The 20,214-nt window shown below is 57.6% G+C and carries 16 protein-coding genes; 11 read left to right on the plus strand and 5 right to left on the minus strand.

The annotated features are described in order from the left end of the window. Window positions 1–32 precede the first annotated feature (32 nt). On the plus strand, window positions 33–326 hold the full coding sequence (locus BSZ35_RS00160) for a hypothetical protein (RefSeq protein WP_105010544.1): 294 nt from the start codon (window positions 33–35) through the stop codon (window positions 324–326). A gap of 119 nt (window positions 327–445) precedes the next feature. Here BSZ35_RS00160 and BSZ35_RS00165 read toward each other — a convergent pair whose 3' ends face one another. Continuing rightward, window positions 446–1,591 carry an endonuclease/exonuclease/phosphatase family protein gene (locus tag BSZ35_RS00165; RefSeq protein ID WP_105010545.1) on the minus strand — a complete coding sequence of 382 codons (1,146 nt, stop codon included), beginning with the start codon at window positions 1,589–1,591 and terminating at the stop codon, window positions 446–448. Between the two features lie 314 nt (window positions 1,592–1,905). On the opposite strand from BSZ35_RS00165, the gene BSZ35_RS00170 reads away from it, so the two are divergent. Genes BSZ35_RS00170 through recJ form a run of 4 tightly spaced genes read left to right on the plus strand, consistent with a single transcriptional unit; the run spans window position 1,906 to window position 9,491 of the window. Beyond that, on the plus strand, window positions 1,906–3,996 hold the full coding sequence (locus tag BSZ35_RS00170; protein WP_105010546.1) for a hypothetical protein: 2,091 nt from the start codon (window positions 1,906–1,908) through the stop codon (window positions 3,994–3,996). A 41-nt stretch (window positions 3,997–4,037) separates the two neighbouring features. Further along, window positions 4,038–6,257, plus strand: a complete 2,220-nt coding sequence (locus BSZ35_RS00175) for an ATP-dependent helicase (RefSeq protein WP_105010547.1) — start codon at window positions 4,038–4,040, stop codon at window positions 6,255–6,257. Next, a complete protein-coding gene (locus tag BSZ35_RS00180; protein WP_105010548.1) occupies window positions 6,238–7,137 on the plus strand; it encodes a PD-(D/E)XK nuclease family protein in 900 nt (299 codons plus the stop codon). The genes BSZ35_RS00175 and BSZ35_RS00180 overlap by 20 nt, the downstream gene beginning before the upstream one ends. 44 nt (window positions 7,138–7,181) lie before the next feature. Further along, on the plus strand, window positions 7,182–9,491 hold the full coding sequence (gene recJ / locus BSZ35_RS00185; protein ID WP_105010549.1) for a single-stranded-DNA-specific exonuclease RecJ: 2,310 nt from the start codon (window positions 7,182–7,184) through the stop codon (window positions 9,489–9,491). 157 nt (window positions 9,492–9,648) lie between these two features. Here recJ and BSZ35_RS19415 read toward each other — a convergent pair whose 3' ends face one another. Beyond that, window positions 9,649–9,909, minus strand: coding sequence for a helix-turn-helix transcriptional regulator (locus BSZ35_RS19415; RefSeq protein ID WP_181149108.1), 261 nt, complete (start codon window positions 9,907–9,909; stop codon window positions 9,649–9,651). 764 nt (window positions 9,910–10,673) lie between these two features. Between BSZ35_RS19415 and BSZ35_RS00195 the strand changes: the two genes are divergently transcribed. From BSZ35_RS00195 to BSZ35_RS00205, 3 genes are all read left to right on the plus strand, one after another. Next, the gene (locus tag BSZ35_RS00195) at window positions 10,674–11,069 is read left to right on the plus strand and encodes a hypothetical protein (protein WP_105010551.1); all 396 of its coding nucleotides are present in this window, start codon (window positions 10,674–10,676) and stop codon (window positions 11,067–11,069) included. Between the two features lie 207 nt (window positions 11,070–11,276). Beyond that, a complete protein-coding gene (locus tag BSZ35_RS00200; protein ID WP_105010552.1) occupies window positions 11,277–11,483 on the plus strand; it encodes a hypothetical protein in 207 nt (68 codons plus the stop codon). Window positions 11,484–11,491: 8 nt separating this feature from the next. After that, window positions 11,492–11,767 carry a hypothetical protein gene (locus BSZ35_RS00205; RefSeq protein WP_105010553.1) on the plus strand — a complete coding sequence of 92 codons (276 nt, stop codon included), beginning with the start codon at window positions 11,492–11,494 and terminating at the stop codon, window positions 11,765–11,767. Here BSZ35_RS00205 and BSZ35_RS00210 read toward each other — a convergent pair. Next, window positions 11,764–15,435, minus strand: coding sequence for a hypothetical protein (locus BSZ35_RS00210; RefSeq protein WP_146109954.1), 3,672 nt, complete (start codon window positions 15,433–15,435; stop codon window positions 11,764–11,766). The genes BSZ35_RS00205 and BSZ35_RS00210 overlap by 4 nt on opposite strands. Window positions 15,436–16,039: 604 nt before the next feature. On the opposite strand from BSZ35_RS00210, the gene BSZ35_RS00215 reads away from it, so the two are divergent. Both BSZ35_RS00215 and BSZ35_RS00220 read left to right on the plus strand, forming a co-directional pair. Next, on the plus strand, window positions 16,040–16,651 hold the full coding sequence (locus tag BSZ35_RS00215) for an AbiEi antitoxin N-terminal domain-containing protein (protein ID WP_105010555.1): 612 nt from the start codon (window positions 16,040–16,042) through the stop codon (window positions 16,649–16,651). Between the two features lie 39 nt (window positions 16,652–16,690). Next, complete coding sequence (locus BSZ35_RS00220) at window positions 16,691–17,578, plus strand: nucleotidyl transferase AbiEii/AbiGii toxin family protein (protein WP_219846555.1); 888 nt, start codon at window positions 16,691–16,693, stop codon at window positions 17,576–17,578. Window positions 17,579–17,641: 63 nt separating this feature from the next. Here BSZ35_RS00220 and BSZ35_RS00225 read toward each other — a convergent pair whose 3' ends face one another. Further along, window positions 17,642–18,082 carry a hypothetical protein gene (locus tag BSZ35_RS00225; protein WP_105010557.1) on the minus strand — a complete coding sequence of 147 codons (441 nt, stop codon included), beginning with the start codon at window positions 18,080–18,082 and terminating at the stop codon, window positions 17,642–17,644. A 54-nt stretch (window positions 18,083–18,136) separates the two neighbouring features. Then, window positions 18,137–18,382, minus strand: coding sequence for a helix-turn-helix transcriptional regulator (locus BSZ35_RS00230; RefSeq protein WP_105010558.1), 246 nt, complete (start codon window positions 18,380–18,382; stop codon window positions 18,137–18,139). A gap of 176 nt (window positions 18,383–18,558) precedes the next feature. Here BSZ35_RS00230 and BSZ35_RS00235 point away from each other — a divergent pair, with 176 nt between their 5' ends. Further along, window positions 18,559–19,902 carry a hypothetical protein gene (locus BSZ35_RS00235; RefSeq protein ID WP_146109955.1) on the plus strand — a complete coding sequence of 448 codons (1,344 nt, stop codon included), beginning with the start codon at window positions 18,559–18,561 and terminating at the stop codon, window positions 19,900–19,902. Window positions 19,903–20,214: the final 312 nt, after the last annotated feature.

Below are 20,214 nucleotides of genomic sequence, written 5' to 3' on the forward strand. Positions count from 1 at the left end.
CGACCTTCCCTAATGACAAACCGACTGTTGCAATGACCCTTCCCAACGCCTCTACACTCGCCTGCCTCGGCGGAAAGGCCTACACCCGAAACCACCACAATGAGCATCAACACGTAGACGTGGTCACCGCAGCCAACCTCCTCGTGCTCCGAGCACTCGCTGAGGGGATCGACACCAGGGACCTCGACGAGATCGACATCTCATGCACCCCTTCAGAGATCTGCCTCAGTGCCTTTGGCTCGGAAGTCTCCGTCGAGATTACCAAGCGAGAAACCGAGCTTACATGCCCCTGGGACGGGACCTACGACCTGTTGGGCAGCGAGTAGCTTAGGCGGCCAGTAACATACCTCTCGCTCATTAACGGGGTTACCCTGACGAAGACCTTGCCTTCGGTCTTCGGTGTAAACTGCCACCGTTGGTGATCCAGCCGTACCAGTGAAACTCCTCAGGAAAACGCCAAGTCCACGGTCACCGGATAGTGGTCCGAGGCCTTCTTGAACGCGTCTCTGACCTCCACGAGGTCTCCGTTCTCCTCTTTATCGAACCGCTCGTTTTGGTAGGGGTGGAAGATCTCCCAGTCCGGATCGCTTTTCTGAGCCAGCCCGCGGCTTACCATGACGTAGTCGATCAAGGTGTTGAAGTACTTGCCCGTCTTCTCCTGGTAGAAGGCGGCCGTGGCCGGCGACCAGCCGTACTCCCCCCACTCTGGATCCGTAAACGGGTTGCGAAGAATCTTCGCCGGCTCCCCGACATCCCCCATGACGGTTTCCATGCTGCTTTGCCCGAAGCGCCGCTCGAAGTAGTCAAACCCGGGGCCGTCGTTGAAGTCGCCCATGACGACGACCTCGTCTCCCTGATTCAGGAATTCATCGACTCGGTACCGAATCCACTGCGCCTGGGCCAGAATCTTTCGCCGGTTGCGAAGCGAGGTCTTTCGGTGCTGTAACCGGTCGTAAGCATCGAAGATGCCCTTCGACTTTAGGTGAGCACTGATCGTTCGAAACTGAACGTTTTCTCCGTCCTCCTGCTTTAGGGTCACTTTCGCTTCGAAGGGTGGGCGGTAGAAATTGTGGATCTCGTTTACCTCGTTGTCCCGGATGTCGAACGTGTAGGCGCCGTCGAACCGTGGGGTCGGCTCCAAGCCCTCTCCATCCAGGATATCGGCAAGCTGGCCGACCTCTTCCTCCGGGTTCTCCACCTCTTCGCTCGTGGTAAGCGATTCGAGGGGCTGTCCTCCCGGTGCGTGTTGGACCGAGACGCGTTCCGGGTCAAACATGAGGCCAATCTCCTGGCTCCCGTTCGAGCGGAAGCCGGTCGCCGCCTCGCTGATTCGCAGGTCGAAGTAAGAGGCGAAGTTTTCGAGGGCCTCCACGGTGGAGCGTCCGGTCTTGGTCTTGTCCGGGCCCTCGATGACAGTGAGCAGGTCTGGATCGATGGTCTCCAGAACCGTCGCGATGGCCTCGGCGCGCTCGGCTTTGGTCGGGCCGTGACCGTTGGAGTCGGACTCGCTTAGGTCCAGTTCGTTCTCCTCGTCAAAGAGCCGGTTGAACCATTCGATGTTGTAAGTCGCAAGGCGAAAGGAATCGGACATGGCGAAATGAGCACCTAGACATGAGATTGCACGAATGAGGTGACGTTTTCATGAAAGGATAATTGAACCCTTTAGAGAACGTCAAAGGGCCTTCAGACATCTCACCGCACTTCGACTTGACACACACAACGAGCGCAATCTCTTCCTGAGATAGGATCGTGCTACTGGTATGGAGACCAACTGCAATAGGAGGCGTCCCAAACAAGCCCCCGACTCATTTTGCGAATCATCCTTGGCCAGAATTACCACCTGATTTCTGGTGCCCCACTTCTTAACTTGCGATCACAGCATCTGTGCCGAGGTTTCACGTCCATATGGAAGACGATTTGCTAAGTACGGCCGCCGAGGGTGTCTTCATCGAGGGGCCCGTCGCAACAGGAAAGACGAGCGCTGCTACCAATCATCTTCAGAACCTGCTTGACCGCGGCGTTCCGGCAGCAGAGATTCTCGTTCTTCTTCCCCAACGCGCCTTGGCCGAACCGTACCGCGAGGTAGCAAAAGAGCACGTCGGCGGGCGAGTTGACATCCTGACCATCTCCGGGATAGCCCGGCATATGATTCAGCGCTTCTGGCCGCTTGTGGCTAAAGAGGCTGGGTTTGATGAGCACCGCCCGCCGAACTTCCTCACGCTGGAAACGGCTCAGTACTTCATGTCACGAGTCGCGGACCCACTGATGGAGGAAGGCGCGTTCGCTGGACTCTCGATTCTGGAAAGTCGGCTGTACAGCCAGCTGATCGATAATCCTAGCAAGGCCGCACTCGTTGGCTTTCCTGTCTCAGAGATCGCTCCCAGGCTCAAAGACGCATGGATCGGAAGCTCCGAGCGAGAGAGCGTCTTCGACGATGTCCAGCGGGCAGCCGACGAGTACCTGAAGCTTTGCAGGAAGCACAACCTTTTAGATTACGGGATTCAACTCAAGGTATTTTGCAAACACCTCTGGACCGAGCCTGCATGCAGGACTTATCTGGAGAACACCTACCGGCATCTCATCGCCGACAACGTAGAAGAAGACGTGCCTGTCACCCATGACCTCCTACTCGAGTGGATCCCAGAGTTTGACTCTGCGCTCTTGATCTACGACGAAGGCGGCGGGTACCGAAAGTTTCTCGGGGCAGACCCGGAGTCAGCATACCGACTCAAGGACTGTTGTGAGCACCACGTTTCCCTCACAGGCGACGATTCTCTTGGAAAAGACGCCGCAGAGAACGAGCAGCCGGTGATCACCGATCTTGGGGAGCAGTTGACCGGTGCTCTTCACCCACATAAGGGGATGGCATCCCCCTCCGAGATTCGAGAGATGAGAGAGCAGCTAGACGTTCTCTACGAGGACACCTACCCGGAAATGCTCGAATCGGTTGCGGAGCAGATCCGGGACATGATCGGCGGGGGAACGCCTCCGGAAGACATTGTGGTTTTGGCGCCCTTTCTCTCCGATACGCTTCGCTACGAGCTCAGCAACACGCTCTCACGCCTGAACGTCCCCTACTCTCTTCGCCGCCCGTCCCGCCCCCTGAGCAAGGAGCCTGCGGTAAAGGCGCTTCTTGCCTTCGCCGCAGTAGCCCACCCGAGCTGGAAAGTGCGTCTAGGGATTCGCGACGTAGCGCAGGCCCTTTCGTTCTCCATCAAGGACCTCGACCCGATTCGAGCTCATCTTCTGGCCTCCTCAGTATTTGAGTCCGACGATGAGAGGCCCCGACTTCGCTCCTTCTCCGAGATTGGAGGACAGCGACAGGAACGGGTGACGTACAGGCTGGGCAAGCAGTACGATGCTATTCAGGACTGGATCACCCGCTACGTAAGCGGGGACTCCCAGCCTCTTGACCACTTCCTAAACCGCATCTTCGGGGAGCTCCTCTCTCAAGAGGGGTTTGGTTTCCACGACGACTTCGAGGCGGGAGCACTTGCCGAACGGCTCGTCGAATCCGCCCGGAAGTTTCGGCAGGTCATTGAAAGGACCGAGTTCGAAGAGACAATGGCCGTCGGCCGCTCGTATCTACAAACGGTCCGAAAAGGAGTCGCTGCCGCTCAATACGTACAGGACTGGGCCGACGATGATGAAGAGGGCGTTCTTTTGACCCCTGCCCACACGTTCTTGGTGCAAAACCGGAAGGCGCCGCATCAATTCTGGCTCGATGTCGGATCGACCGGATGGCATAGCCGAATCCGACAGCCACTTACACATCCCTACGTTCTCAGCCGGACCTGGGAAGAAGGCCAGAAGTGGACGGATTCAAAGGAAACAGAGGCAGGCCTCACGATGCTTGGGCGCCTGACGACCGGCCTTACGCGGCGGTGCACAGGCAAGGTACACCTCGCCATCTCCGGACGCGGACAAAACGGAGAGAAGGAGCGCGGATACCTCCTGAAAGCCTTCCAGCAGCTCTTTGGGCAGGCCCGGCGATAACCTTCCACTCTTCAAGCTCACCTCATTGCGCTGACCAGTAGATGGCAACGCCTCGCGAAAAGCAACAAGAAGTTCTCGACTACAAGGGCGGCACGATGGGCGTCTCGGCCGTACCGGGGAGCGGGAAGACCTGGACGCTGACCCGCCTGGCGGCCCGGCTCGTCACGGAGAAAGACCTAGACGCTCATCAGGAGGTCTTGGTCGTGACCCTCGTCAATTCCTCGGTCGACAACTTCTCCAACCGGATCGACAATCTGATCGAGGAGGAAGGACTTCTTCCAGACGTCGGATACCGGGTATGCACCCTTCACACCCTCGCTCACGAGATCGTGCGGGCCCGCCCGGACCTCGCCGGGCTTACCGAGGACTTTCACGTGATTGACGATCGCCGGTCCAGTGAGATTCTAAGCGACGTTGCATCAAGCTGGTACACGAGCCACCGGTCGGAGCTTACGGGCTACCTCGCCGATGACATCCGTTCGCACAAGCGGAAGGAGGTTCTAGCGTCGAAGCTGCCTACCCAACTGCGATACTTGGCCCAGCACGGAATCAAATACGCAAAGAGCCTTGGCCTCTCGGCGGAGGAGCTCAAAACTGAGCTGGCAGAGAGCGGGAAGGACTTCCGGCTCGCGGAGATGATTCAGTCCATCTACACGAGTTACCAGCAGGCCCTGGACGTCCGAAGTGCCGTCGACTTCGATGACCTGATTCGACATGCACTTTGGGTCTTGAAGACCGATGACGAGCTCCTTCACCGCCTTCGTGACCAGTGGCCGTACGTGTTGGAGGATGAGGCTCAGGACAGCAGCAAGATCCAGGAGCGCATCCTTCGCGCGCTGGTCGGAGAGGAGGGAAATTGGGTCCGCGTAGGAGACCCCAATCAGGCGATCTACGAGTCGTTTACGACCGCAGACCCGAACCTTCTGCGCGAGTTTGTCGATGAGGCTGATGAGAGCCCGAAGTTGGCCCGGTCCGGCCGCTCTCAGCCAAGCATCATCAAACTTGCCAATGGCACCATCTGGTGGTCGAAGAAAAACCACCCGAACCGGGAGGTTCGGGGTGCCCTAACCAAACCATACGTCCATCCAACCGATGAGGACGACCCTCAGCAGAATCCGCCGGACCGCCCAGACCGAATTGGTTTCGTAAACAGGGACTTCCAGGTGGAAGAGGAGATCGACTTGGTTGCCCGCTCTCTGAAGAAATGGACCGAGGAGAACCCCGACAAGACCGCCGCAATCCTGGTCCCAACGCGTAAAGTTGGGGTTCAGGCAATTAACTACTTCAAGGAAAAAGGGGTGCCGTACACGGATGCGCTACTCAAAACAACCACAGAAACGCGCAAGGCCGCCCAGCGCATAGAACGAGTCATCGAGTATTTGGCCGAACCGGACTCCGCAACTCGCCTCGCGAAGTGTTATCTTCAGTGGCGCTCTTCGCAGGTCGAAGACCCGAATCCAGACGCAATCAAGTCAACGGCCAGTCGCATCTCTGAGTGCGACCGAGTTGAGGACTACATCTGGCCCCAAGGAGATCGGAGCTGGCTTGCCTCAATTGAGTCGGACCTCAGCAACGACGAACTGCAACGACTGGAGGAGTTTCGCGATAAGGTTCGGTACTGGCTAGACCTTTCGGGTCTGCCCATTGGGCAGCTCGTGATGGCCCTTGGCCGGGACTTCTTTTCAGACCCGGACCAGCTTGCCCTCGTGCAGAAGTTTGCCGGTCTCCTTCGGCGCGCCAACTCCTACAATCAAGACTGGGGACTGCCTGAGCTATCAAGCGAGCTGGAGGTAATTGCGCAGAACCAGCGGAAGTTTGAAGGGGTCGGTGGCCAAGAGAGCGAATTCGACCCAGACGAGCATACGGGGGAGGTTACGATCTCTACGATGCACGGAGCAAAAGGCCTTGAGTGGGACAGAGTCCACCTTCTCGGCGTGAATGACTACCATTTTCCCTCTGGGGGAGCCCCGGGCAAGCTTCTCAATGAGAAGTGGTATATCCGCGACGATCTGAACCTTCAAGCAGAGACGCTGGCCCAGATCGACGCTCTTTCGGGAGAGAATACGTACTCAGAGGGAACGGCCACAATCGAAGCTCGCAACGAGTACGCCCGAGAGCGGATTCGGCTCTTCTACGTCTGCATCACTCGGGCCCGGGAGGAGCTGATGATTACGACAAACATTGGGCGCTTTGAGAATAACGCCCCCGCCCTGGTATTCAACAAAATGAGCGACTTCTACAATGAACACATCGACGAATAACAAGTCGCCAGGAGATCCGGCGGAGGGAAACTCGGCGGAGGCAGACGGCCCGCTTCTCCCAGAGGACTTCTCGTTTAGCCAGGGCAGCCTTCAAGACTTTCAGGACTGTCCTCGGCGGTTCCTTCTCCGCCACATTGAGAGGCGTCCGTACCCGGCCCCTGAAGCCGAGCCGATTCGGCTCAATGAGCTCCGCAAGGAGCGGGGCGTGCGGTTTCACGAGCTTCTTTGCCAGGAGCACAGTGGCGTTCCCCGTGAGGCTATCGGCCGCATGGCCGCCGGCGACGAAGAGCTTGAGACCTGGTGGGAACGGTATACGTACCGCGAGCCAGTGGGCGAAGCTGCCGAAACGTACGCTGAGCTTCCTCTGGAGGGAGAGGTCGGCGGATATCCGCTCATCGCAACGTTCGACCTCGTTGCCAAACGACCTGACGGCTCCTTTGAGATCTTCGACTGGAAAACGTCCAAACACCGACCGGGCCGCGACCGACTCGCGTCACGGCTTCAAACTACGGTTTATCCGTACCTTCTCGTTCAAGCGGGGAGCTGGCTGAATGGCGGCGAGTCGATTTCACCGGAAGACGTGCAAATGACTTACTGGTTTGCGCAGCACCCCGACGATCCCGTGACCTTCGAGTACAACGACTATCAAAAGCAGGTCGACGAAGATCACCTTACCGACCTCATCGGAAAGGTCCTTGCGCGAACGGAGCGTCCTCACTTTGAGAAGACCGATAACGAAGACCACTGCCGCTACTGCACCTACCGCTCGCACTGCGGGCGTGGCAACCAAGCAGGGAATATCGAGGACGGAGAAACGTACCTAGAGGAGGTAGAGTCCCTTGAGGCAAACCTCGAAGACGTCGAGGAGATCGAATTTTGAGCCTCGACGCAAAGCTTTAGACCCCAGCAAACTGCGGCAGACCTGTGGCCGAATGGATTCAGCCTCCTTCTCCTCCTGTTCCTGACGAGATCAAAACGCTCGTCGGCGGCAATGCCCTTGTGGCCCAGCTGCTGGCCCAGCGGGGCATTCAGTCCGTCGAGGAAGCCCGCCCGTTCTTGAATCCAGATTGCTACACCCCCTCCCCACCCGAAGCGCTCCCCGATCTCGAGGCTGGTGCGCGCCGGATCCAAGAGGCAATCGAAACCGGCCAACGGATTCTCGTTTGGGGAGACTTCGACGTAGATGGGCAAACGTCTACGGCCCTCCTCGTCGACGCATTGACCGAGCTTGGAGCCGACGTTTCCTATCACATTCCCCTTCGCGAGACTGAGTCTCACGGCGTCAATACAGAAAACCTCGCTCCTTATCTCGATGAGGGCATTGAGGTTGTTCTCACCTGCGATACCGGCATCTCCTCACACGAGGCCCTGGAACTTGCCGCAAGCCGCGGAGCAGACGTCGTTGTCACCGACCACCACGACCTTCCCGCGGAGCTGCCCCCAGCAAAGGCGCTTATCAATCCGAAGCGTCTGGAGAAAGACCACCCTCTCCGAACGCTGCCAGGGGTGGGGGTTGCCTACAAGTTTATCCAGGCACTCGCTGAAAACACGGACCTGGATCCTACAGACTACCTCGATCTGGTTGCTTTGGGAATTGTGGCGGACATTGCCCACCAGCGGAAGGACACTCGTTACCTCCTTCAACGGGGGCTAGAGAAGCTTCAGGAGACCCGGCGGCCGGGCCTAAGGGCCGTAATGCAGAACGCAAACGTCACCCCTGAGGCCGCCGATGAGGAAGACATCGGCTACCAGATCGGCCCTCGACTGAACGCTGTCGGCCGACTTGGAGACGCGAATATTTCTGTCCCTCTACTTACGACCGAAGACCCGGAGGAAGCTACGGAGATCGCCTCCCAACTCGAAGAACTGAACGACCGCCGCAGGCTTCTGACCGACCAGGTATTCGAGTCCGCCCGGCAGAAGATTCGGCGCAGCCCCCACCTTCTCCAGTATGCTGTCCTCCTTCTTTACGGCGAGCAGTGGCCTGCCGGCGTGATTGGGATCGTCGCTCATCGGCTGGTCGAAGAGTACCACAAGCCCGCCATTCTTCTTACCTCTGCGGATCAGAAAAGCGAGGGGCCTCCCCTGGCTCGCGGCTCGGCCCGCTCAATCGAGGACCTCGACATCTCCGGGGCGATCGGCGACCATGCTGACATCTTGGAGTCCTTTGGAGGGCACCCGATGGCTGCCGGGCTTACTCTTCCAGAAAGCGAGATCGCGCGGTTCCGGCGCCTCGTGTCTCGCTCAATCGTAGAGCAGAAGGGTGGCGAGGAGCTTACCCCAACGCTTCAGATTGACAGTTACGTCTCCCTAGAGGACCTCACGCTTGATCTGGTAGACGCGATCCAGCAGCTTGCTCCCTTCGGTCCGGGCAACCGGGAAGTGGTTCTCGCCTGCCGCAACCTTCAGGTCGGCGAAGTCAAAGAGATTGGCGAAAGCGGAGACCATCTCAAGATCACTGTGACCGACCGAGAAGGCCGCTCCCAGCAGGTCCTCAACTGGAACGCCGCTAAGCAGGACCTCCCCTCCGGCGTCTTCGACCTAGCCCTCAAGATCTCAGACAATGTCTTTCGGGGAGAACGGTCTGTTCAGCTGACCTGGGAGGACGCGCGTGAGCGACGAAAGGAGCCGACCGGCCAAGAGGATGGTCAGGCCAAACCATCAGTTAAAACAATCGATCATCGGGGCGAGGAAGACCTAGCCTCGCTCCTCCGCAAACTCGACGAGAAAGAGGACACCCAGGTGTGGTTGGAAGCTACCTCTGTGACGGGCGTAGACGCCAGAAGCAGAAGTGCCCTGACCTTATGTAAGGAGCTTGTCGTTGGAACGATCCCACCTAGCAGGCAGGTGCTACAAGAGACCCTCCAGGACTGCCAGCCGGAGGTCCTTCATATCGTTGGCGTAGAGCCGGAGGTAGACACGCTTCCGACATTCACCAGGCGACTTCTGGGCCTCTCGAAGCATGCGATTAAGACCGGAAAGTCTCCCTCTCTGCAGCAACTAGCAGAAATGATGGCTCACGAGAAAAGCACCGTTCGTCTGGGCCTGAGCTGGCTCCAGGAAAAGGGGAAGATCCAAGTCTCCGGGCCCGACTCGCGCTTACAGATCGAAGCCGGCGCCGGAAAGGGAAGCCCCAATTCAGAGACCTCCCAAGAGTTGAAACGGTCTCTTGAAGAGGCAAGAGCCTATCGGCGGTACGCCTTTTCGACATACGGGTCGCGAGTTCAGACGTGACACCTGCTGTGACAACCCCCACGGCTCGCAATCTGTCCAGCGTGTATAAAACTCCCTCCTCGAGAGACAATACCGCCACAACATAGATTTCGGCTGCCCCCACCTCCAGAGCGCCACCGATGCCCACCCCGCGCGCTCATTTTGCTGGGAGATTGCACTACTCCCGGTACTCCTCAGCTAAGCGCTTTACTTCTTCAAGAAAAGGACCGACCTCAATCTCAAGGGCATCGCAAAGCACGAACACGATGTCGACCGAAGGCACGTTCAGTCCGCGCTCCAGTTGAGAGACATACGTTTCGTGGACCCCCGCCTTCTCCGCGAGCTCTGCCTGGGTAAGCTTCTCGTCTTTCCTGTGGCGATGGAGCTCGTGGCCCAATGCAGTAGCAATTGATTCCTTTACCGGCTTCGGAATGCTCATGAGTGGAGGCCAACGTCGAGGTGCGCTCTGTCGGGAAGACTGCCCGGAACCAGCTTCCCGTTGAGAGGGACCTTCGGGGGACCCACCTGCGGCACTTACCCACAGGGACGAAGCCGCTCGGGTGAACCATATGGTCCAATTCAAGTCCCGTCTCATTTCCAGCTACACGTTCCGACACAGCCACCTCGTAGCATCCGAAGTAGGGGAAACCATTTACACAGACTAACGTGTCTAAAAACAGACGATCGTCTTATTATCTGGACTCCACTACGTCTTGGTTCTATGGCTCCAGCCTCCTTTCGAACGAGAGCTTCTTGATAGAGCAGAAAGGGCGCCTCCAGTCGAAGATGGATTATTGCCAACAGAATGAATCGAAGAACCTTCTCTAGAGAACTTCAATGACTACCTCCCCAGAGGAGGAGTCATACATGTTCGATGACTACTACAGATGCGCTCTCGCCCGCGGCATCTAGCCGATCCAAAGCGGTCTTAACGACACGTATCCCTGTGCACACAAGCCACACCCGGAGCTGATGAAGATCTGATCGAAGGGATACACTATATCCTAAACCAGTTCTGCTCTAACCTTCAGATCGTCCTCCTGGCGGTGGGAAGGACACGAGAGACACGCTGGAAGACTGGAGAGCGATGGAGTCCCTTCTGTAGAATCCGAGCTAACTCGGTATCTCAAGCTAACTCCGGCCATCCTTCCTCAAGATTCCAGCTGTCACGCGCCCATTCCTGGAGGGATTTTTCCCCCACTTATGAGCGATAACTACAGTACCGATAGCTCGGTGCCCACGTATGCAGCCGTTGCGGCGATTGGGATCCTTTTCGTCGTGATGATGGTGGCGGTCTTGGGTCCGTTCACCTCGCATCCGCATTCAGACTGTTCGCTTATGACCGAGGCGATGGCCAGAAGCGCCCTTCGTAAGGAGATCGAGAGCCAGGCCGTGGAAGACGGAAACGAGATCGCAAGGTATGGACAAGAGATCACACATCGGGAAGGAAATGGGTATCGAATTCGGGGTTACGCCGATGTGGCTCTTGGTTCTGGCGGACGACAGCGAATCAGTTATAGAGCCACGGTCGGGCCCAACGAGAACGGTTGTCCATCACTCGAAGGACTCTCCGTTCGCGCCGTAACCGGTGTTCGATAACGACAGGCGGTCCTTAGGGGCCTTAGGTCTATTTCCACAAACCAAGAGGTCTATAGCAGCATGTCTTGCTTCTGTATGTCGGATAGATAACAGCATTCAGAGCGCTCAGGCGGGTGTCATGAAGGGACGGAATAGACCAGAAAAGGTGGTCAAACTCCCGTGCCGCCCACACTTCACCCCCATCTACCTCAATGCAGCATCGCACTCATGTCCAACCTGTCAGAAGACGACCTCTCCGACAAGCAGAAAGAAGAACAGTCCGAGTTCGAAGACCACTTCGACGTCGACGAGGACGGTCACCTCGTGCCCTCGCACCGAGACCCTAGGTACGTCCCCGACGAGAGCGTGGACAATCCGCCGGGCGACCTCCAAGATTCCGAGGATGATTCAAACGACGAACTCTCATTTGAGTAGCTGTACCGATGGAGACAACCACTTCTGAGACTGACTACCGGCCGTACCTGTACACGGGCACCAAGATGATCGGCGGGGCTGTTGTTGCGATGCTGCTCGTCATGGTCTTTGTTGGGGGCGGGCTTGAGGGGTTCTTCGAGGCCACAGGTGAGCTTGAGTTATGGGATTCCTTTGATAACGTACAGCTCATGGGCGTCGAGGGTCTTGGGGCGTACTTAGTCTGGGGCATTGGAGCGGGCACTGCCTACTACCTTCGCGACAGCATCCCTCCCTACGCCGATTAGCTCGGCCCCTGCTGGCTGGTGTCGTAGAGGGAAGCAATCCGGTTGGCTACCTGCGTAACCGTAGCCCCTTCGAGGAGGCCCTCCTCGTCGAGCTGGCTGGCGGCGACTTCTGTCATGCTGGCCGGGCCCGTTGAGCCTGTGAGGCCAGCTGTGTATGGCTCTCCCTTGTAGGAGAGCGGGAGGAACATGATGGGGTTTGCGTCCATCGCTCCCGAGATCATGCCGACGTAGCTCGCGGCCTTGTCTTGACCGGTCTCGTAGAGGTACTTCCCAACGGTCCGGATGAGGTCGAGCCAGATTAGCCCACTGGCGGCCCCAAGCGCACCTCTAGCGACCGTGCCTGCGGCGCCTCCGGGGCTGGCCGCGAGGAAGCTTCCTGCGCGGTTGGCGATGAACTGGCCGATCTCCTTGTACATGACCGCCCGGCCGCCGAGGCCCATCATTGAGCCGAGGAAGTTTCCGGCGCGACTGGCCCAGTTCATGTAGTTGCTGACCTGACCGGCCATGCCCATCCATTTGGTGTCCATCCCCTCGTCGGCCCCACGCATGTAGGTCATGAGCTTCGGCTTGACCTGCGTGTAGAAGCCCTGCTGCGCGTCGAACCGGTGGTAGACTCCGTCTACTTCAACGGGCCCGTGCATCTGGTCGATGTCGTCCCAGAGGTGGATGGCATGATACGGCCGGATGCTTGGGTCGCCCATCATGATGAGGTCCCCGGTATACATGTGCTTGAAGCGCTGCTTCAAGACGTTGATTGCGACCGTTGAGAACTTCGGCCGTGTGTAGAACGGGCGGAGCTCTCCGAGGGCATCTTCGATCATCTGGTTGATGGCTTCGAGGGCGTCTGCGGGGTGGGATTCGTTCCCAAGGCCAGCAGCAGCCTCAATGTCATAGTCGGCCTCCCAGATACTGTTGTCGATCGTGTACTTCTTCTCCCCGTTCTTGAGGGCCTCTTTGATGTCCTTTCGCTCCTCGATGAGCTCGGAGAAGCTCACCCCGTCGGGCGTAGAGGCATCCAGCTGCTCAGCGATCATGCCGGCGACCTCTCCCTGGTTGTACCGGAGGTTGGGGAAGTACACCTGGTCGTCGATGATGAAGTCCTCTGAGATCGTCGGGGACGCCTGTACCTGGTACGACTGCATCTCTCCCTGCTGCCCGAGGTAGGCGGCAAGTCGTTTGTCAGGCTCTGTTGGGAAACTGAGGGTTACTCGGTTGGCGAAGGCCGGATGTGAGTCTGAGGCCATGATGTTCTGGGAGGCGACCTTCCGGTACGTGTCCCCGAAGTGGTGTCGCTGGATCGGCTTCATCCGCTGCGATGGAACGAAGCCCTGGTTAATCAGCTTGCGCCGGATCCGCTTGATGAGAGGGTTGTCCGAGAGCTGCCCGCTTCCGAGACTCTCGAAGTAGCCTGGCTCCTTGGCGAGGCGGATGAGGTCCTTCTTGAAGGCGTCTAGGATCGAACGACGAGCTGCGTCAATGTCCAGAACTGACATCTCAGGCTGACCGGTTGCCCCAAAGTTGGACTCGTGGTCCCCAATCAGCCCCTTGTCGCGCATCTTCCGGACGGTAGGCTCCCAATCAACATAGTCTTGTGTGCCGTCTACCCGCGGGCTCCAAGCAGGCGACAGAGTCTCCTCTTGAGATCCGCCTCCAGGAGGAGCGCTCTTCAGGGATAAGACATTGAGGTAGTCTGCAGCCGTCATGTCCCTTGCTTTTCCTCCCTCGCTGAAGGGGAAGTTTTGCGGACGGCCGACGTCTGACACCATAAGGTTGTCCCGCAAAAACCGGAAGGTGTTTGGGAACAGCTGATCGAGAAGCCGCTCGGTACGTTCCAGCCGATCTCCATCCATGGTGTGCTGATCGAGGAACCCAAAGATACGTCCGGCTTCTGCGTCACTGTAAACAGGATTCCCGGCAGTAAGAGAGCTTACGAGCTGTCCAAGACTCTCAAAGACATCGCCGAGAGCACTTCCCCCCTCCCCTCCCTGCAAGATCTTGAGGATCTGCTTGAAGGCCGTCTGCTCGACGAAGATCTGCTTGTACTCCTCCCAGAGCTTCTCGTACTGGCTGTCTCCGTCCTCCCGCAGAAGCTTCTCCAGCTCCTCCTCTTCCATCTGGTTGAATGCGTCAGTCGAGCCAGGCTCCCTGCTCGAATGGATGTAGCTCCCTGTCTTCGGCCCAAAGTAAAGCGTCTGCCGGAGCGGGTGCGTGTCGATGTCGCTAAGCGGCACGTGGGCGTTGTAGGGGCGCGTTGCCACAACATACTCCGGGAAAAGAAGCGCCTGCTCCTTCAGCTGACTCCACGCAGTACGGCCCGGACGCGCAGCCCAGCCCCACCCCTTTCCACCAGTTAAGTAATCTGCCAGTCCACCAAAGAACATCTCTCCCGCGCCACTCGCCTCCGGAGAGTTAGTGACCCACACATTCTCATAGATCTGCGGGTCGCCCAGGATCATGTCCTTGACGCTGTCCAACCCATTTCTGGCCACAATGTCAAGCAGTGTACCAGCACGTCGGCGGGTATCCTCGTTGTCCATCATCCACGCCAGTCCCGGACTTCCGAACGTGCGGTACAAGCTCACCATCATACTGGAGCGGTAGTCCTCCTCTGCAAACCCACGGGCACTTCTCCCTAACCGGTCAGTAGCCTGTCCCGGTGCTCTACGGCCGAGCCCCTCCAATCCGCTCGTCTGGCTGATGGTGTACAGGATCGCCTCTGCTAGGCTCTGCTGGCCGTCCCACCCATCTACGTAGAATCCCCTTCCGCTATTGGGTTGGTTGTTGAGCGTCGTAGAATAGCTCTTGAGCTGGACCTGAGTGATCGGTCCGTGATTCACTCCGGTCACCCTTCCGGCGAACTTCTCCATGTGAGCGAAGTCCGGCCCGAATCCCATGCCGACGTACATGTGATTCCCCGCCTTGAGCTCCATCTGGGTGTCGAAGGCCGGGCTGCCGTAGAGGTCCGTTGGGCGGTAGCTACCCCCAGTGATCCTCTTTCTCATGTTCGAGAGCACAAGGTCACACTCCGACCCGGCATTGTCTGCCATCTCCCGTGTCTCGATCTGCTGGACGGCGGTCCAGGAGTAGAGGTCGCTCATCACGTCGAAGAGGCCGGTCCCCTGCTTGCCCGCTAAGACAAGCATGTACGATGGGAACGCTCGCCGCATCCCCTTCCAGTCCTTCCAGGAGTCCCGTAGTTTGTTGCGAAGTTTTGCTCGGCGTTCTTCGGTGTACCGGTCGTAGTACCCGAGGTACTGCCGGAGTACTTGTGCGTCTGCCTGGTAGAGCTTGATCAGCTCCTCGCGCTTCTTCATCAGCCAGGGGTCTCCCTGGACAGAGGTCTGGTTCTGGTAGGTCTTCGTCATGTCCGCCTGGGAAGCCGGTCCGATGTTTAGGGTCTTCCCCTCCCGGATCTTGGCCATCGTCTCCTTGACCATTGCCGGGATGTTCTCGGTGAGCTTCCCGTCTTTCATCAGTTCAACTTGCCCCTCGGCGGCGGCAGTGGACGCCTCCATGACGGCCGTCACGTACTCGAAGGTCTTGGAGAGCTGGAGGGCCTGGACGAGGTCTTCTGTGCGGATGGTGCCGTCGATCTGTTGCTTGAAGGCGCCATCCTCCTTGCCCACGACAGGGCCAATCGTCTCGACATCGCTTCCCTTCTTATGCACATCGAGGAGTTGCCATGTATAGTTCTTGGAGGGGGCGTTGGCGCGGTCCTCCTTGGCTTGGGAGATGTCGTTGCCAGGCTGCCTCGACGAAGAGATTGCCCTCAGGACCGCGGCAGCAGTATCGGACGCAGGCGCAAACTCGGCACTGGTGTATGCCGCGGGACCTCTCCTTCTGATCCAGGTTGGGAGTGGGCATTGTTCGGTGCTGGAGATACGGCCGAGCTATGGGGAGGTTGGAGTGGAGCGAGCTATTGCTCGGAGCTGCGGGCCTGGACCCTATAGCTCGAAAACCGGCCTCCTCGTCGATATCCGAGCCGTGGCGCCCTCTCGGCGCCTGTAGCCTACCTCACTGCCGTCGTAGCGCAAGTCAGTCCATCCTTCGGGAAAGTGTCCTGGAGCCGCTGAGAGGCATTCTGACGGGCCTGCAGCATTGAGAGCGGCCGGTCACGCTCTGAGTTCGACCAACAAGAGCTGTCGCCCAACACCCCTCAGGTCTATTTGCCTCGGATCTGTTCTGGTTGCAACATAATATCGGCACCTAGCGTTAAGTGCCTACACTTTGTCACATTCCTCCTGCTCTCCGGATAATCGGTCACAGGCTGCGATGCCAAACAGCAAGCAGACAAATACCGACCGCCTTCTCGACCTTGCCGAGGAGAAAGGTATCCTCCGTGCCCGCGAGGTTGAGAAAGAGGGAATCCCAAGGCAGTACCTTTCTCGGCTCACCCGAAGAGGGGAGCTTGAACGCATCGGGCGCGGCCTCTACCAGCGACCCGATCACGAGCCAACTGCTCACCACTCCCTGGCCGTGGCGGCTAAGCGCATTCCCAAAGCGAGAATCTGCCTCCTCTCTGCGCTCCGCTTTCACGAGCTTACGACCCAAAACCCGTTCGACGTATGGATATCCATCGGCCACAAAGATCGCCGGCCAAAGGTTGAGAATCTCTCACTTCAAGTCGTCCGGATGTCTGGAAAGGCTCGCAGAGAAGGAGTTGAAGAGCACCACCTCGAAGGCGTCACTGTCCCCATCTACAACCCTCCTAAGACCGTCGCCGACTGCTTCAAGTATCGGAGCCGCGTCGGGCTGGATGTCGCTCTCGAGGCGCTGAGGGACTTTTATAGACAAGGTGGTTCAATGGATACCCTCTGGCACTACGCCGGCACATGCCACGTGCAGAGCGTCATTCGGCCGTACATGGAAGCGATCGTATCCTGAACGACAACAGCTATGAGCTCCTCGAACGTCGCACAGTCGGTGCGCGACCGGCTTCTAAACCGGAAACGCAAGACAGGCGAGAACTATGAAGCACTTCTCACCCGCCACGCCCTGGAGCGCTTTCTGTATAGGCTCAGCACATCGAGCTTCCGCAACCAGTTCGTGCTCAAGGGAGCGTACGCCTTTCTCGTCTGGGAAGGAGATCTGCACCGCCCGACTCGTGACATCGACTTTCTCGGTTTCGGCCAGCCCGAACAGCTCGAAGAAGCGATCCGAGAAATTGCTTCGACAGAGGTGCCGGAAGACGGCGTAGAGTTTGACCCTGAAAGTGTCGAGGCCCGTCCAATCCGTGACGAGGACGAGTACGGAGGCACACGCATCAAACTGGACGCCGGGATCGGCAGTGCAGAGCTGCGTCTTCAGATCGATGTCGGTTTCGGAGATGCCGTAACACCCGCACCTGAGGACATCTCCTTTCCCTCACTGCTGGACTTTCCAACGCCAAAGGTCCGCTCTTATCCTAAAGCCCCCGTCGTCGCCGAAAAGCTACACGGACTCGTTGTACTCGGCATCGCCAACAGCCGGATGAAGGACTTCTACGATCTTTGGTACCTGAGTCAGAACTTCACCTTCCAGGGTGAGCTCCTCACTGAGGCCATCCAGGCCACCTTCGACCGGAGAGAGACGTCACTTCCTGATTCCAGTCCACTCTCATTGAGTGAGGCTTTCGCTCAAGACAATCAGAAACAACAGCAGTGGTCGGCGTTCGTCCAGCGGACCAGGTTGGAGGAAGACGTTCCCGACCTGCAACATGTAATCGATGAGCTAGGTCAGTTTCTTCTTCCACCGCTTGAAGCAGCGAGTAGGGAAAAACCATTGAGCGCCCAGTGGTTACCGCCGGGCCCGTGGCGCTCCGAGTCAGCCTAACTACGCTTAAGAAAGGAAATTACATCCGCGAGCGGTGCGGTGACCATCCCCCCAGAAGCAGAGTTAGTTCAGTCTGGCGCGGAGTTGTTCGTAGTACTCCTTCTGCTGGACCTCCTCTCCTTCCGCTTCAACAAAGTCTATGAAGCGCTCCAGGCGGCGCAGGGCACTTTCCCAGGTGTGCTCAAATTCCAGCCAGGGAAGCCAGTCATGCTCCACCCGCCCATTGCCAGCAAGGTACGGCTCCCCCTCCGGCCCAATCAGCAGCCTTCGCTCGGCACCGTATATTTCTACCTGGAGCGTAAGCACCTCGGCAAGACCTATGACCATCCATCGCGCGTCTGTGCCAGTAATACGCTCACGGCCGCCGACATTGACGGTATCGAGTTGCTCAATGACAGGCACGCCGCTCAATCCGGCCTTCTCGTAGCGGCGCTTCAATTCCATCGCTCGGTGCTTGAGGTCCTCCAGGTCGGCTGGGGCTTTTTCGGGAATCGTCGTGCTCATGCGATCGGGGGCTGGTAGTAAAAGAAAGTCGCCTGCATATAACCAGATTGGTCATTACTCGTTTCTCTCCTCCCTTGAAGTCTCCTCGAACAGATACCTCGGCTCTTCGTCAACGCTGAAGCGCAGCTCCCTCGCGATATTTAAGAGCGTGCTTCGATTCCTGCTTCCCCCTTCGAGGGCTCGTGATACAGCCGGTTGTGAGATCTCCAGCCGTTCAGCAACGTCACTCTGAGTGATCTTTTCCTCCTTCATTCGATCTCGCACTCGGTCTGCAATCTCTGAGAGCGTCAGGTAGGCCATTTCAATCCTTACACCATTGATTGTACAGGGATAATGAAGAGGAAAGATAGAAGAAGGAGGTTGTGCGCCCAAGCTTACCAAGCCGGAAGCCAACTGAGGTTTACGTCGACCCTGATGAGATTCCCTGTGTACTTTAGCTTTCAGGGTCTCTCATTCTCTACAACCCCCTACCTGCGATGACTCCTGACAATCAAGATAATCACGGCAGCAAGAAGACTTCGGCGCAGTCAGGCAGTGGTGAAAGAACCGGTGCAGAATCTGGGATATTGGACTTCGTCTCCAACGAGGCTGCAAGCCGGTACCCCCTTCCCCCAGCCCCAACACACCTCTACGATTGGTCCTTATTTCGTGAGTTCGACACTAAGAACAGTCTCTTCAATACTGGATTCAGAGAGCTCCGACACCTTCAACATGCAGAATCAGAAACAGAGACGAGCCTGATTGAAAAAGGAAGCTCAAACGGACTCACCTTGATCCACGAAAAGTCTGACCAACAAGAAAAGGACTCAACCTCTTATCGATCTCGCGAAAAAGAGCGACACCAGAAGCACAGGAAACGACGGAAGGCACTCATTGACGACTTCTGTGCCGGGTTCAAAATGGCTCTCAACCAGCATGGTGCCGCTGAACTGGAGTCCCGAAAGCAGATTCTCCAAGAGCGACTCTCCAAAGAGAACGAGCGCATTCAGAACCTCAAGCCGATCCTCCAATACCGACGCCTACTCCTTCAGAGACTCTGCCTACCGCGCATTGGAGAAGAGGAGGCAAATCGGATCTGGCCCAACGACGAAATTCCCCCCGTGAGAGACCCTACAGTTGGGATGGTTACCCCCCTCAGGGCCTCCTCCCTACCAGATGGGTTCTCCGTAGAAAAGCGTTCACTTGCGGACGGAAGTGGTTATTTTGCCATCTGGGTTCGCGTTACCGAGGAACGTCTCACCGAGGCAGGAATCGACCTGTTTGCCCTCCCCGATCGAGAGACGAGAATTGAGCCGGAGCTTTCACCGGAAAACACCCATTCTCTCCCCTCTACGTGGGAGGAGCTCACCGATCGAATCAGAAAACACTTCAGACCGAAGGTACGCGCTAAAATAGCCGCAGAAGAGATCCAAAGCCTTCTCCGGTTTCGTCTCGCGCTCCTCAAACAGTATCTGTGGGCGTTTGACGTCTACGGAAAGCCCATCGAGCTGACGGATGCTGTGCACATTCCGGATGGACTAAAAAACAAAGATAGGTCCCTCTCTCATTCGCTCTTGGCCATTCAGATCCTCAATCAGTGTCTCGGAGCAGGAATTCAACTAAACTCGCAAGCTGATCTTATAGAGCAAATCGAGAACAAAGTCTCCGTTCAGGACCGAGAAGTGTCAGGCGATTCGGTGCTTAAAGGTGCCAAACGGGTGATCCAAGAGTTTCCTTCTGCCGACAGCCCTGAAGGAACCGACTTATTCGATGTGCTCCTCGACTACGAGTACAAAATTCGACGGTGTGCAGAGGAGCTCAACGCTTCCTTGTCCAAATGACCCTCCTTTCTTTTCCCGCAGCTCATCTGTGGTCTCCATCAGGACAACTCACCTGCTCGTTCTCTAGCCTAATTAGTCGGTATAGGCTGCCCTCAAACGCCCAGACATATTCAGACATCTGGCGTGTCTGAGAATCTGCCCGCTAAATGCGGCGTGAAAGCTCCCGCGCTGCGAAAGACGACGAACATTCCAGCAAGCTTCCGGCCGACCGGCCGAGAGCCCGGCTCCCTTCGCAGCGCATCTCGGGAGTCGGGCTTTTTTGTTGGCCGGTAGACCTGGCGCTGTTCCTTGACTTATCGGCGACCTTACTAA

Source organism: Salinibacter sp. 10B, assembly GCF_002954405.1.
GTDB lineage: Bacteria > Bacteroidota > Rhodothermia > Rhodothermales > Salinibacteraceae > Salinibacter.